The organism is Halomonas sp. H33-56 (assembly GCF_040147035.1).
Taxonomy (GTDB): Bacteria; Pseudomonadota; Gammaproteobacteria; order Pseudomonadales; family Halomonadaceae; genus Halomonas; species Halomonas litopenaei.
In genome coordinates, this window is record NZ_JAMSHP010000001.1 from 1361126 (window position 1) to 1374999 (window position 13874).

Here is a 13874-nt window from a genome sequence, read left to right on the forward strand (position 1 = left end):
CTATACTCGCGCCCGGCCGCGCGCCCTCGTCCTTTTTCGCCTCGGAGACGCCATGTACGATCTCGCCCGCTCCCTGTTGTTTCGCCTGGATCCCGAACGGGCCCACGGCCTGTCCTTGACGTCGCTGGACTGGGCGGCGCGCGTGAAGGCGACGCGGTTGCTGGCAGGTGCCCGCGTGGACGATCCGGTCAAGGTGATGGGCTTGAGCTTCCCCAACCGTATCGGCCTGGCGGCGGGGCTCGACAAGAACGCCGATCACCTCGACGCCCTGGGGGCGCTGGGCTTCGGCTTCGTCGAGGTCGGCACCGTGACCCCCAGGGCCCAGTCCGGCAACCCCAAGCCCCGGCTGTTCCGCCTGCCCGAGCGTGGCGCCATCATCAATCGCATGGGGTTCAACAACCTCGGCGTGGATCACCTGGTGGAGCAGGTAAAGGCCAGCCGCTACCGCGGGGTGATCGGCATCAATATCGGCAAGAACCTGACCACCTCGGTGGAGGACGCCGGTGACGACTACCTTTACTGCCTGGAGCGGGTTCACGCTCACGCCGACTACGTGGCGGTCAATATCTCGTCACCGAATACTCCGGGGCTACGCAACCTGCAGTTCGGCGACCACCTCGATGAGTTGCTCGGACGCCTGCGCTCGACAGGCACTCGCCTCGATGAACAGAGTGGGCGTCGTGTGCCGCTGGCGGTAAAGATCGCCCCGGACATGGACGAGGAAGAGGTCGTTCTGGTGGCGCGGGCGCTGGCGGACAATGGCATCGACGCGGTGATCGCCACCAACACCACGGTATCCCGTGAAGCGGTGCAAGGGCTTGCGCACGCCGATGAGCAGGGCGGACTGTCGGGTTGCCCGGTGTTCGATGCCTCCAACCTTGTGATCGAGCGGCTGCGCCAGGCGTTGCCCGACATGCCGATCATCGGCGTCGGCGGCGTCGACAGTGGCCAGGCGGCGGTGGCCAAGCGTCAGGCAGGGGCGGATCTGGTGCAGGTGTATTCGGGCTTTATCTACCGCGGACCGGGGCTGGTCCGGGAGTGCGCCAGGGCGCTGGCGTCGGCGCGCTGAAAGGGCGGGCAGCAAAAAGCCCATGGCGTCTTTTGCCATGGGCTTGGCGGGTCTTTCCTTTACCTCGACAGTACTGCGTTATCAGAGCACCATGGGGTTCTTGTGAATGCCGGACACTCCCGTCATGCCCGACCACTGGTCCCCACGACCTTCACGCCAACCGCTCATCCAGTATTCCCGTAGATTGATGTCCTGGCTGGGGCAGTCATCGCGGGATCTACCCGAGAGACCGGCCTTGTAGCCATGTACATAGGCACGCTGGAAGCGATCACGTTTCTGTCGTTTCATGGGTCTACCTCGTGACAAAGGTACCAATCTGACCTGCCCCTGCGGGAAATTCGGGGGATGCAAGCGGCAGGCCCGTGATGCCCAAGCCCTGCGATGTGCAGGCTCTCCCGAGTCGCACGAAATGAAGGCTTGTTGACAGGGACACATGTGTCGTATCTCGTAGCTACCATTCCATTGATAGCGTAAGCCGCTCGGCATTGTCGACTGTTGTTTTGTAACAACCTGTTCACCTTGTCGTCATGAAATGGTTAACCGAATAATGGCTTTCGCAGTCATCATTAATGTAGGAGAAGCAAGTGCCTGAGAAGCTTGACCTTCTGGCAACCTGTCCGCGGGGCATCGAACAACTGTTAGCCGACGAGCTAGTCACATTCGGCTTGACACCGGGCAAGACCACCGTGGCAGGCGTGAACGCCGAGGGCGATCTCGAGGGTGCCTACCGGGCCTGTCTGTGGTCGCGCCTGGCCAACAGGGTCATCCTGTGTCTGTCGCGGACGGAAGGCGTCGAAACGCCGGATGCCTTGCACGATGCCGCCGCCGCCGTCGACTGGCAGCGCCATCTGCCTGCCGGTGCCAGCATTGCGGTGGACTTTCATGGTCGCAGTGACGAGATTCGACACACCCGCTTCGGCGCCCAGACGGTCAAGGATGGCGTGGTCGACCGTCTTGGTGCGGCCGGCCAGGCGCGTCCCGATGTCGACGTCCGTAATCCCGACGTTCGCCTCTATGCCCACCTGCACCGTGGCCGCTTGACGCTGGGCATCGACCTGTCCGGCGACAGCCTGCACCGGCGCGGCTATCGTCGCGATACCGGCCACGCCCCGCTCAAGGAAAACCTGGCGGCGGCGCTGCTGGTGCGCGCCGGCTGGCCGGAGTTGGCCAAGCAGGGCGCGCCGCTGGTTGACCCCATGTGTGGCTCGGGCACGCTGTTGATCGAAGCTGCGCTGATGGCCGCCGACATGGCGCCCAACCTGAATCGGGAGCGCTTCGGCTTTGCCCGCTGGGCCGGCCACGACCCGGCGCTGTGGCGCGAGGTCCTGCGCGAGGCCGAGGCCCGGGCGAGCATCGGACGAAAACGCGCGCGCTCGGTGATCTTTGGCTTCGACCAGAGCCCGCCGGCGCTGTCGGCGGCCAAGACCAACGCCATGCGCGCCGGCATCCCGGCGCTGATCCACCTCGATGGCGCCAGCGTGCATCGCCTGGCGCGGCCGCGGGTGCTCGACCCCGAGCTTGCGGGGCTGGTGATCAGCAACCCGCCTTACGGCGAGCGTATCGGCGAGCTGCCGGAGCTGGTGCGGCTCTATTCGGACCTGGGCGAGCGGCTCAAGGCCGACTTCGGTGGCTGGCGCCTGGCGCTGTTCACCGGCAATCCGGACCTTGGCCACCGTCTCGGCATGCGCGCCCACAAGCAGTACGCGCTGAGAAACGGCCCGCTCGAGGCCAAGCTGTTGCTGATCGATATCGCACGCCGCGATGGCCAGAGCCAGAACCAGGGCCAGGGTCAGAACCCGGATCGGAGCCAGGGTCGCCGCCATGACGCTGAGGCAACGTCGGCGGTCGACGGCCAGGCTAGCCCGGCCACCGGGGCAGGTGAAGGGTCGGCATCCTCCGATACCCAGGCAACATCCACGGCACCTCGTAGCGAGGGCGCCCAGATGTTTGCCAACCGTCTGGAAAAGAACCAGAAGAAGCTGCGCAAGTGGCTCAAGCGCAGCGGCGAGAGCTGCTATCGGCTGTACGACGCCGACATGCCCGAGTATGCCCTGGCCATCGATGTCTACGGCGATCACGTCCACGTCCAGGAGTACGCCGCGCCCAAGTCCATCGACCCGTCCCAGGCCCAGCGGCGTCTGTTCGATGCCCTTGGGGTGATTCCCGAGGTGCTGGAAGTGGACCCCGGCAAGGTGGTGATCAAGCGGCGCAAGCGTCAGCAGGGCAAGTCCCAGTACGAGAAGCAGGGGCGAAGCGGCCAGCGCTTCCAGGTCACCGAAGGTCGCGCGACGCTGTGGGTCAACCTGCGTGACTATCTGGACACCGGGCTGTTTCTCGATCATCGCCCGGTGCGCCGTATGCTCGGCGAGATGGCTGCCGGCAAGCGCTTTCTCAACCTGTTCTGCTACACCGCCACGGCCACGGTGCAGGCAGCGCTCGGCAGCGAGGCCGAGGGCGGCGCCAGTGACAGTGTCAGCGTCGACATGTCCAACACCTACCTGGAGTGGGCGCGGGACAATTTCGCGCTCAACCGGCTCGACCCGTCGCGCCACCGGGTGGTGCGCGACGACTGCCTGCGCTGGCTGGAGACCGCAGGCGGCGAGTTCGACCTGATCTTCATGGACCCGCCGACCTTCTCCAACTCCAAGAAGATGGAAGACACCCTGGATGTCCAGCGGGACCACCCGCGCCTGGTGCGCCTGGCCATGGCTCGGCTGGCGCCGGGCGGTACCCTGGTGTTCTCCAACAACCAGCGGCGCTTTCAGATGGATGACGAGCTTGCCGTCGACTTCGAGGTCAAGGACATCTCGCGTCAGACCTTCGACCCTGACTTCAGCCGCCGGCCGGACCTGCACCACTGCTTCCTCATCCGCCATCGGCAGGCGTCGTGATGGTACTGACGCTCTACACCACCCTGGGCTGCCATCTGTGCGAGCAGATGGAAGCCCTGGTGCGTGCCCTTGCCCGGGTGGAGTTCACCATCGAGCGTATCGAGATCAGCGAAGACGACACCCTGCTTCGCCGTTACGGCGAAAGGATCCCGGTGCTGATCGACGCTGAACGTCCCGATGACGTCCTGGAGGGGCGGGTGGAGCCGGATGCCGTCATGCGCTGGCTGACGACACGCGGGTGGTTGAGCGAGCAAGTGGTCGCTGTGCAAGCCGAAGCGGACTCGGCGAGCCAGGGGAGGGAGGCTCCCGCAGTAACAGCGTCCCGGGTGAAGGGACGCCGCGTCTTCGGCAAGCTCTGAGCGGGTGCCGGGATGGCTGTAGGATGACTGTAACAAGGGCTATGGCGAGAGCGCCCGTAGTGGTGGCCTCGTCGCCATGGCGGCCACCGCGTTAGCGGCGGGTCGCCAGGGCAGCGGCCAGCTCTCGCTGGTAGGCCTCGAGATGTGAGGTCGGCTCCTCGTCAAGACGCCCAAGTGCCACCGCCAGTTCGAAGAAGCCAGGGCCCGGCAGTTGGGGTGCCTGGCGGCTGACCACCAGGGCGGCGATCAGCGGTCGTTCGGCCGCGACATCCTCGCGCATGGTGATTTCCAGGGCTTCGGCCACCCGGCGGATGGTGCGTGGCGGGGTGAGCCCTAGAGCCTCGGCGGCCTGCTGGTAGGTGATCGGCAGGGCGCTGTCGGGCAGGCTCTCCAGCAGGGCACGCAGTCGGGGAGCCAGGCTGGCAGGGGAGGTGTCCGCCATGCTCAGTGCTCGTCCAGCAGTGACAATTGCCCCATGGCTTCACGGCCTTCCGGGCTATGGTCGTCGGCTTCCAGGACCTTGGTGAAACCTCGCGATCCGAGGATGGTCTTCTCGTCTTCCAGCCACATCATTGCCTGACCGTAGTCATCGGCCAGCTGATGCTTGAGCCCGCCGAACTGGGTTCCGATCTGGCCCCAGGCACGGCTGAAGATCCAGTCGCCGAACATGTCCTGGTGCACGTGCACGAGGACATAGTCATGGTCGGTTTCCCAGCGGACGATCACGGCGACTCCCGTCATATCACTTGGTGGCTACGGAGGGCGGGCGCCGGCTCCGTTTCTGGAAACGCTGATAAAGCCTTTGCAGTGTTTCCATTATGGTTATCATGGGCATTGTAAGCCCTTGAGGCTAATCCACAAATAGCCCGGTTGCATGACCGGGAGCCCGATACCTGCGACCCGGGGAACCCCATGAAGATTCTTGTCGATGCCAACGTGCCCGCCGCCGATGCCTGCTTTGCGCCGCTTGGCCAGGTCAGCCGCCGGCCGGGGCGCGAGATCGACGCCGACAGCCTGGCCGATGTGGATGCCCTGGTGATTCGCTCGATCACGCGTCTCGACGCCGATTTGATCGAGGCCACCAAGGCCAAGGGCTCGCCGCTGTCTTTTGTCGGCAGTTGCACCATTGGCACCGACCATGTCGACCAGGCCGCCCTGGCGCGCCATGCCATCACCTTCGCAAGCGCCCCGGGCTGCAATGCCGAGCCGGTGGTGGACTACGTGCTGTCGGCGTTGATGCTGGCCTGCGAGCGTCGTGGCCAGTCGCTGCTCGAGCGTCGCGTGGGTATCGTCGGCGTCGGCAATGTAGGCGGCCGGCTGGCGGCCCGTCTGGCCGCCATGGGCATCGAGCACCGGCTGTGCGACCCGCCCCGGGCCGAGAGGGAAGCCAGCAGCAGAGCCGGTGACGAGAACGGCCAGGACTTTGTCGAGCTGGACGCCCTGATCGACAGCTGCGACGTGCTGTGCCTGCATACCCCGCTGGTGCGCGAGGGACGCCACGCCACTCGCCACCTGCTCGACGCCCGGCGCATCGAGGCGCTGGCACCCGGTACGCTGCTGCTCAATGCCGGACGTGGCGACTGCGTCGACGGTCAGGCGCTGAGCCGACGCCTGGCTCGCGGTGATGACCTCACCGCACTGCTCGACGTGTGGGAGGAAGAGCCCTCCATCGACCAGGTACTGGCGCACCAGGTCGCCCTGGCCACGCCCCATATCGCGGGGCATAGCCTGGACGGCAAGCTGCGCGGTACCCATCAGATCCATCAGGCGCTGGTGGCCCACCTGGGGCTGGGGGAAAGGGTTTCCCTCGCTGAGCTGCTGCCCGCTCCCGCGCTGTCACGCCTGGTGCTCGATGGCGGCCTGTCGCCGGAAGAGGTGCTGGCGCTGTGCATGCGGGCGGTGTATGACCCGCGGCGCGACCATGATCGACTGCTGCGAGCCATGGCCGTCGATGACCCGGGCAAGGGCTTTGATCAGTGTCGGGCGAGCTATCCGCTGCGTCGTGAGTTTTCGACCCTGACGCTGGAGCTTGTCGGCCAGGCGCAGGAGCTGGCGCCCCTGCTGTCCGGGGCCGGCTTTCAAGTGGACTGCCGTTGACACAGACGGCACCGCTGACACAGACGGCACCGCCGCCCAAGTGGTCTTTCCCGACCAGCTGCATGGACACCCCAAGGGCCCGACGCCATGCGCCGGGCCCTTGTCTGTTGTGGCGGACATCCTCTACTGCGACTTCCATCGCGCGGCTGAGTCTTGGCGTCGCGGCCAAGTCTTGGCGTTGCCTGAGTGTCAGCAGGCTACAGCCCCATGGCCGAGGAGGTGGAACGGCGCGGATCGGCGCCGCCGTAGAAGACGCCGTCCTCGATCAGGATCGACTGGGCGGCACCCATGGCCTCCTGCTGGCTGACGGTGTGGCCCATGCTCTCCAGCAGGTCCAGGGTGTCGGGGCTGACGCCCTGTTCGATGCGGATTTCGTCGGGCAGCCACTGATGGTGGATGCGCGGCATGCTGACCGCTGCCTGGATGTTCATGTCGTGGTCGATCACGTTCATCAGCACCTGCAGGGTGGTGGTGATAATGCGCGAGCCACCGGGGCTGCCGGTGATCAGGTAGTTCTTGCCGTCGCGCTTGACGATGGTCGGCGTCATCGATGACAGCATGCGCTTCTCCGGCTCGATCTTGTTGGCTTCGCCGCCGATCAGGCCGTAGGCGTTGGGTACCCCCGGCTTGGCCGAGAAGTCGTCCATCTCGTTGTTGAGCAGGAAGCCGGCGCCGTCGACCACGATGCCCGAACCATAGCTGAAGTTGATGGTGTAGGTGTTGGACACCGCCAGGCCGTTGCCGTCGGCGATCGAGAAGTGAGTGGTTTCGTTGGACTCGTAGGGCAGTGGGTTGCCTGGCGCGATATCGGCACTTGGGGTGGCCTGGTCGGCGGCGATATCGCTGCGTAGCTCGGCGGCGTACTCCTCGGAGGTCAGTCCGGCCAGGGGCACCTCGACGAAGTCGGTGTCACCCAGATACTGGGAGCGATCGGCGTAGGCCCGCTTCATTGCCTCGGCCATCAGATGGATGGTGCGGGCCGAGTTGAAGCCCAGCTCGCCGATATCGTCGTCCTCGAGGATGTTGAGGATCTGCACGATATGGGCGCCACCGGAGGACGGCGGACTCATCGCGTAGACGTCGTGGCCACGGTAGCTGCCATGCACCGGCTCGCGCACGGTGGCCTCGTAGCTGGCCAAATCCTCCAGTGTCATCAGGCCGTCGTGACGCCCCATCTCGGCGGCGATCAGCTCGGCGGTCTCACCCTCGTAGAACTCACGGGGGCCCTGTTCGGCGATGCGCTTCAAGGTGGCGGCCAGGTCCGGCTGGCGGTAGATGTCGCCGACCTGGTAGCGCGAGCCATCCTCCTTGAAGAACTTGGCGCGGCTGGCCTCCCAGGGCTCGAAGCGTTCGCTGGCGCTGTCGATGCCGTCGACGAAGCGCTGGGGCACGGCGAAGCCCTCTTCGGCAAGCTTGATGGCTGGGGCCAGGGTCTCGGCCAGGCTCATGGTGCCGTAGCGCTCCAGCGCCAGTGCCAGCCCTGCCACGGTGCCGGGTACGCCGGCGGCGTTGTGGGTGTAGCGGGACAGCTCGGCCACAGCGTCGCCGTTGTCGTCCTGGAACATGGTCTCGTAGGCCGCCTTGGGCGCCTTCTCGCGGTAGTCGATGGCGATGACTTCATCGCTGTTCTCGTCGGAGATCAGCATGAAGCCACCGCCGCCGATATTGCCCGAACGCGGCTGGGTGACCGCCAGCGCAAAGCCTGCGGTGACGGCGGCGTCCACGGCATTGCCGCCGTTGGCCAGCACCTCGCGGGCCACCTCGGAGGCCAGGAAGTGGCTGGTGGCGACCATGCCGCGGGTGCTGACCTCAGGATGGAAGCGTTCGCCTTCCAGGATCGCCTGACTGTCGGCCAGCGCCGAGGTCGAGACGAGACCCAGAGCGAGCCCTAGCGCCGAGCCTGCGATTGCCCCGCGCAGGGAGTAGGAGACTGACATGGCATACCCTCGTGTTTTCAATAGATCGTTGCAGGCCGCTGGCCGTGCGGCCAGAACGCCTCGTTGTACGCTGCTTAACTATTGTCGTGACGAGGCGTACGCGCAAATGGCGAAGCGATCCTGGGTGTGCCGAGAGGAGTAAGTGAAAGCCGGCTCCAACGATAACGCCCCCGCCAGGCAGGGCCGGGCGGGGGCGTTGAGAGCGTATCAAGTGTGCGCTTACTGGCGGTAGGCGGCTTCCTTGAGCGCGCGGATGCGATCATCCAGCGGCGGGTGGCTCGCAAACAGCTTTTCCATCAGCTTGCGGGTCTGGCCGGTGGTGATGGCGAAGGCGGTCAGGGTGTCCGGCATCTGGTCGGGCATCTGGGTCTCGGCCTTGAGTCGAGCCAGGGCATTGATCATGGCGCCGGAACCGGCGAGCTTGGCCCCGGCGGCGTCGGCGCGGTACTCGCGGAAGCGCGAGAACCAGGCGGCGATCATCGAGGCCAGGATGCCGAAAACGATCTCGGCGACCATGACCACGGCAATGTAGCCGAAGAAGCCGAGGCCCTCGTTGTCGTCACGCCGCAGGAAGCTGTCGACCACTTGCGCGACCACCCGGGCGAAGAACATCACGAAGGTGTTGAGCACGCCCTGAATCAGGGCAAGCGTGACCATGTCGCCGTTGGCGACGTGGCCGATCTCATGGGCCAGCACCGCCTTGATTTCTTCGGGCTGCATGCGATTGAGCAGGCCGGCGGACACCGCGACCAGGGCATCGTTCTTGTTCCAGCCGGTGGCAAAGGCATTGGACTGCTGGGCCGGGAAGATGCCGACCTCCGGGGTCTTGATGTTGGCCTCGCGGGCCAGCTCGGCGACGGTGTCGACCAGCCACTGCTCGGTGGCGTTGGAGGGGTTTTCGATGATCACCGTGCCAGTGGAGCGCTTGGCCATCCACTTGGAGATGAACAGCGACACCATGGAACCCGCCATGCCGAACACGAAGCAGAAGATCAGCAGGCTGTTGAAGTTGATGCCCTGGGCGTTGAGGTAGGGCTCCACGCCGAGCAGGCGCAGGGTGATACTCGCCACCAGGATCACCGCCAGGTTGGTGCCCAGGAAGAGCAGGATTCTCATCATTGCCGACATTCTCCGTAAGGAAGGAAACCTGCCGAGCCAATCGGCTCGACGGGAGGAATCAGATGCTTAGATAAGCCCTGGAGCGACAAGTTTCAAGCGCCCGGGCGCGGATGACGCTATCGCCGTGCCAGCGTCGAGATAGCGGATTCGATGCTGGCACCCGGCGATGACGTCGGCGTGACCGCCTACTGGCGATAGCGCGAGAGGAAGCGGGCGAAGCGATCCAGGGCGTCGCCGAGCTGATCGGCCCAGGGCAACGTGACGATGCGCACGTGGTCCGGGTCGGGCCAGTTGAAGGCGGTACCCTGGACCAGCAGGATCTTCTCCTGCAGCAGCAGGTCCAGCACCAGTTGCTGGTCGTCCTGGATATTGAAGACCTTGGGGTCCAGGCGCGGAAAGGCGTAGAGCGCCCCCTTGGGCGTGGTGCAGCTGACCCCTGGGATGGCGTTGAGCTTTTCCACCGTGATGTCGCGCTGGGCCAGCAGGCGCCCGCCGGGCAGGATCAGGTCGTTGATCGACTGGTAGCCCCCCAGTGCGGTCTGGATGGCGTGCTGGGCGGGCACATTGGCGCATAGGCGCATCGAGGCCAGCATGGTCAGGCCCTGGATGAAGTCGTTGGCGCGCTGGCGTGCCACCGCCCCGGACAGGGTCATCCAGCCGCTGCGAAAGCCGGCGCAGCGGTAGCTCTTGGACAGACCGTTCATGGTCACCACCAGCTGGTCTTCGCTGGCCAGTGCCCCGGTGGCCACGTGCACGGTGTCGTCGTAGAGGATCTTGTCGTAGATCTCGTCGGAGAACACCACCAGGTTGTGCTCACGGGCGATGTCGAGCAGCTCGCGCAGCACCTCGGGGGGGTAGACCGCACCGGTGGGGTTGTTGGGGTTGATGATGACGATGGCGCGGGTGTGGCTGGTTACCTTGGCGCGGATATCGTCCATCGCTGGCGCCCAGTCGGCCTGTTCGTCGCACAGATAGTGTACGCCACGCCCGCCGGACAGGTTCACCGCAGCGGTCCACAGCGGGTAGTCGGGGGCCGGGATCAGCACCTCGTCGCCGTCGTTGAGCAGCGCCTGCATGGCCATCACGATCAGCTCGGAGACGCCGTTGCCGATGTAGATGTCCTCGATGCCGACGCCAGGGATCTCCTTGCGCTGGCACTCCTGCATGATCGCCTTGCGCGCCGAGTAGAGCCCCTTGGAGTCGCAGTAGCCCTGGGCGGTGGGCAGATTGCGCATCACGTCCTGCAGGATCTCTTCCGGCGCCTCGAAGCCGAACGGCGCAGGGTTGCCGATATTGAGCTTGAGGATGCGCTGTCCTTCGTCCTCCAGCCGCTTGGCGTGCTCGAGCACGGGCCCGCGGATGTCGTAGCAGACGTTGTCGAGCTTGTGAGACTTGGAAAGGGTGGGCGTGTCCATGGCGCGGGTCTCGCTGGGTCCGTGTGTCCGTGCCCGCCGGGGCGGGAGTGTCGTTGTTGGTGAGTCCTGTCGATGCGTTGCCGGGGCGGCGGTGGCCGGGCGTGCGGCCTAGTCGTCGCTCGCCGCTTCGCCCTGGGCACCCTGGTGAGGTGCTGCCTTCGAGGCGCCTTCTGCGACATCCTGCGAGCCGTCTTCCGAGGCATCTTCCTCGGCCTCGACAGCGGCTTCCTCAGGCGCCGGGATGTCCTCCGGGGTCTCCAGGGTCAGGCGCCCGAGCTTGCCATCACGCAGTTCGTGCAACAGCACCTCGCTGCCGCGGTGCAGGTCGATCTCGCCACCGGCGCGCAGGCCACCGCGCTTGGCGGCGATCTCGGCGAGGATGGCGTGGCCGTCGAAGCCGGCCAGCGCCATCAGGTCCGGGCGAGCGTCTCCATCGGCCTCGACCTTGTCGGCGTCGGGATTGGCCTCGTAGGCCGGCAGCGCCTTGAGTTTATAGCGTGCCTTGAGCGCCTCTGGATAGCGTTTGGCCAGCTCGGCGGCGGTGATCAGGGCCACATCGACATAGTCGATGGCGGTATCGCGGATGGCGCCGCTGGCCGCCAGACGATAGGCACTGGCCTGATCCTCGATCTTTGGCCACAGCACGCCCGGGGTGTCGGTCAGCGCCACGCGACCCTGGATGCGTACCTTCTGCTGGCGCTTGGTCACCGCCGGTTCGTTACCGGTCTTGGCGATGGTGCGTCCCGCCAGACCATTGATCAGCGTCGATTTGCCGACGTTGGGGATGCCCATCACCATCACCCGCACGTCGCGGTCGGCACGCACCTGGCCAGCCAGTTCATGGCACAGCTTGGGAATGCGCTTGAGCTCGCGGGTATTGGTGGTGGTCACCGCCAGGGCGCGGGTGTCTGGCTGGGCGTCGAAGTGGGCGGTCCAGGCGCGGGTACCCTCAGGATCGGCCAGATCGGCTCGGGACAGGATCTTGAGTACCGGCTTGTGGCGGGTCAGGCTCGCCAGCATCGGATTGGCACTGGAATAGGGCAGGCGCGCGTCCAGCACCTCGATGACCACGTCGATTTCCGGCAGCGCCTCGAGAATCTGGCGTCGCGCCTTGTTCATATGTCCCGGAAACCAGCCCAGCATCTCGTTCTCCTGCCTTTTCTAAAGGGTGTTGCGCAAATGGCTCCCCATCTTATGGAAATGCGAGGCAAATGTCGCGAGCGGTGGATGACAAGGTCGCAGATGATGGAGGGCAGGGTCGCACACGGCGGGAGGCGAGGTCGCAAGGTCCGGGCGACGAGAGCGCCAGGCCCGCCGAGAAACACCTGGCGGCGGGCACAGGGGCTTGCAACGAGGAGGGAAGGGGCAAGGGGAGAGAGACGTCTGAGGCGTAGGCCGGGGGAGGGCGCAACGCCTACTCCCCCTCATGAAAGTCGATGGCCAGCGAATTGATGCAGAAGCGCTCTCCGGTGCTGGTCGGACCGTCGGGGAACACGTGGCCCAGGTGGGCATCGCAGCGATGGCAGGTGACCTCGATGCGGTGCATGCCGTGGCTGGTGTCCTCATGGCGCTGCACGCTTTCGCAGGACAGCGGGCGGTCGAAGCTGGGCCAGCCGCAGCCAGCGTCGAACTTGTGCTCGTTTTCAAACAAGGGGGCGTTGCAGCACACGCAGTGATAGATGCCGTGCACCTCGGTGATCTGGTAGTCACCGGTAAAGGGACGTTCCGTGCCTTTTTCGCGGGTGACGTGGTACTGCTCCGGGGTAAGCTGCTCTCGCCATTCGGCGTCGGACTTCTCGATCTTCTTGCGCATGGACGGTCTCCCGTGACGTTCGGTCGAGGCTTGCGCATCGTGGTTCGCGTCGATGCGGCACCCACGACTGCATCAAAGTCGCAGCCTCGGTATTCAAGCTAAGACGTTTGCTGCAGTTTGACCAACTCCTGCGTTCCACGATGCAGGGGAGGGTGGCTAAAGCGTCGATGGAGAGTGAATGCGTATAGAAAGAGCCTATATAGAGAAGGGCGCTGAATCGAGCAGGAAATCCTTCAGCCGGGGTTGACACTTTTGAGGGTGCTCAGTAACATACGCGCCACCTCGAGATGAGACGAGGCGGATGCGTCCCATTCGTCTAGTGGTCCAGGACACCGCCCTTTCACGGCGGGAACAGGGGTTCGAACCCCCTATGGGACGCCAACTCGAATCTCGAGGCCGGAATGCGGCAGTAGTGCGCAGCGCGGGAATAGCTCAGTGGTAGAGCACAACCTTGCCAAGGTTGGGGTCGCGAGTTCGAATCTCGTTTCCCGCTCCAATGCGTCCCATTCGTCTAGTGGTCCAGGACACCGCCCTTTCACGGCGGGAACAGGGGTTCGAACCCCCTATGGGACGCCACTTTCCGGTACAATTTGCGATGCGTTTGCGGGAATAGCTCAGTGGTAGAGCACAACCTTGCCAAGGTTGGGGTCGCGAGTTCGAATCTCGTTTCCCGCTCCATGCGTCCCATTCGTCTAGTGGTCCAGGACACCGCCCTTTCACGGCGGGAACAGGGGTTCGAACCCCCTATGGGACGCCACTTCGCAGCGCAGGCAGGACACGATGAAGACATCGTTGGACTGCATCGATCAAGCGGGAATAGCTCAGTGGTAGAGCACAACCTTGCCAAGGTTGGGGTCGCGAGTTCGAATCTCGTTTCCCGCTCCAGTATCGAGAAGCGTCTCAAATACCTGTGGAAAGCACATCGCCAGAAGCAGCAACAGTCGCCTGAGCGACGCGAATCATCGCGTTGATCGGCGATTTTTTTGTGCTTGCGCGAAGCGAGTCCGGCGTAAGACCATCGAGTGCCCCTTGCGTCGACGCCGCATTTGCCGCTTTGTCCGGTTGAAGATGCTCCCGACCGACCCCATATGCTAAGCCTTCTATCGAATAGCGAATCCCGTCGCTCGGCACGGCGCGATCGCGACGGGTTGGGCAAGCCGATGCCAACCGTCAA

The 13874-nt window shown here is 64.9% G+C and carries 12 protein-coding genes and 6 tRNA genes; 10 read left to right on the forward strand and 8 right to left on the reverse strand.

Features of this window, described 5'->3' with window-relative positions:
- Positions 1-52: 52 nt before the first annotated feature.
- Positions 53-1069: a quinone-dependent dihydroorotate dehydrogenase gene (locus tag NFH98_RS06045; RefSeq protein ID WP_108449714.1), complete on the forward strand. Its 1017-nt coding sequence runs from the start codon at positions 53-55 to the stop codon at positions 1067-1069.
- A gap of 81 nt (positions 1070-1150) precedes the next feature.
- Here the strand turns inward: NFH98_RS06045 and rmf are convergent, their stop codons facing one another.
- Complete coding sequence (gene rmf / locus NFH98_RS06050) at positions 1151-1357, reverse strand: ribosome modulation factor (protein ID WP_045994893.1); 207 nt, start codon at positions 1355-1357, stop codon at positions 1151-1153.
- Positions 1358-1653: 296 nt separating this feature from the next.
- Here rmf and rlmKL point away from each other — a divergent pair, with 296 nt between their 5' ends.
- Together rlmKL and NFH98_RS06060 are read left to right on the forward strand one after the other, a co-directional pair.
- Positions 1654-3960 (forward strand): bifunctional 23S rRNA (guanine(2069)-N(7))-methyltransferase RlmK/23S rRNA (guanine(2445)-N(2))-methyltransferase RlmL, encoded by a 2307-nt coding sequence (gene rlmKL, locus NFH98_RS06055; protein ID WP_222515391.1) that lies wholly within the window; start codon positions 1654-1656, stop codon positions 3958-3960.
- Positions 3960-4319: a glutaredoxin family protein gene (locus NFH98_RS06060; protein WP_349622341.1), complete on the forward strand. Its 360-nt coding sequence runs from the start codon at positions 3960-3962 to the stop codon at positions 4317-4319. The genes rlmKL and NFH98_RS06060 overlap by 1 nt, the downstream gene beginning before the upstream one ends.
- Before the next feature lie 91 nt (positions 4320-4410).
- Here NFH98_RS06060 and NFH98_RS06065 read toward each other — a convergent pair whose 3' ends face one another.
- Together NFH98_RS06065 and NFH98_RS06070 are read right to left on the reverse strand one after the other, a co-directional pair.
- Entirely contained in the window at positions 4411-4761 is a 351-nt protein-coding gene (locus NFH98_RS06065) for a hypothetical protein (RefSeq protein WP_045994891.1), read from the reverse strand.
- 2 nt (positions 4762-4763) lie between these two features.
- Positions 4764-5045, reverse strand: a complete 282-nt coding sequence (locus NFH98_RS06070) for a hypothetical protein (protein WP_045994908.1) — start codon at positions 5043-5045, stop codon at positions 4764-4766.
- Positions 5046-5231: 186 nt separating this feature from the next.
- Here NFH98_RS06070 and pdxB point away from each other — a divergent pair, with 186 nt between their 5' ends.
- On the forward strand, positions 5232-6416 hold the full coding sequence (gene pdxB, locus NFH98_RS06075; protein ID WP_222515390.1) for a 4-phosphoerythronate dehydrogenase PdxB: 1185 nt from the start codon (positions 5232-5234) through the stop codon (positions 6414-6416).
- Between the two features lie 197 nt (positions 6417-6613).
- Here pdxB and ggt read toward each other — a convergent pair whose 3' ends face one another.
- From ggt to msrB, 5 genes are all read right to left on the reverse strand, one after another.
- Complete coding sequence (gene ggt / locus NFH98_RS06080; RefSeq protein WP_213228448.1) at positions 6614-8353, reverse strand: gamma-glutamyltransferase; 1740 nt, start codon at positions 8351-8353, stop codon at positions 6614-6616.
- Positions 8354-8572: 219 nt separating this feature from the next.
- Entirely contained in the window at positions 8573-9472 is a 900-nt protein-coding gene (htpX, locus tag NFH98_RS06085; RefSeq protein WP_045994888.1) for a protease HtpX, read from the reverse strand.
- A gap of 185 nt (positions 9473-9657) precedes the next feature.
- Positions 9658-10887, reverse strand: coding sequence for a pyridoxal phosphate-dependent aminotransferase (locus NFH98_RS06090; protein ID WP_045994887.1), 1230 nt, complete (start codon positions 10885-10887; stop codon positions 9658-9660).
- 108 nt (positions 10888-10995) lie between these two features.
- Positions 10996-12030: a ribosome biogenesis GTPase YlqF gene (gene ylqF, locus NFH98_RS06095; RefSeq protein WP_222515389.1), complete on the reverse strand. Its 1035-nt coding sequence runs from the start codon at positions 12028-12030 to the stop codon at positions 10996-10998.
- A gap of 271 nt (positions 12031-12301) precedes the next feature.
- Positions 12302-12700, reverse strand: a complete 399-nt coding sequence (msrB, locus tag NFH98_RS06100; RefSeq protein WP_045994885.1) for a peptide-methionine (R)-S-oxide reductase MsrB — start codon at positions 12698-12700, stop codon at positions 12302-12304.
- A 305-nt stretch (positions 12701-13005) separates the two neighbouring features.
- On the opposite strand from msrB, the gene NFH98_RS06105 reads away from it, so the two are divergent.
- The 6 genes from NFH98_RS06105 (at position 13006) to NFH98_RS06130 (ending at position 13585) form a co-directional block, all read left to right on the forward strand.
- A tRNA-Glu gene (locus NFH98_RS06105) sits at positions 13006-13081 on the forward strand.
- A gap of 40 nt (positions 13082-13121) precedes the next feature.
- Positions 13122-13196 (forward strand) — tRNA-Gly (locus NFH98_RS06110).
- Between the two features lie 4 nt (positions 13197-13200).
- Positions 13201-13276: transfer RNA gene (locus NFH98_RS06115), tRNA-Glu, on the forward strand.
- A gap of 27 nt (positions 13277-13303) precedes the next feature.
- Positions 13304-13378: transfer RNA gene (locus tag NFH98_RS06120), tRNA-Gly, on the forward strand.
- A gap of 3 nt (positions 13379-13381) precedes the next feature.
- A tRNA-Glu gene (locus NFH98_RS06125) sits at positions 13382-13457 on the forward strand.
- 53 nt (positions 13458-13510) lie between these two features.
- Positions 13511-13585, forward strand: a tRNA-Gly gene (locus NFH98_RS06130).
- The last annotated feature ends 289 nt before the right edge of the window (positions 13586-13874 follow it).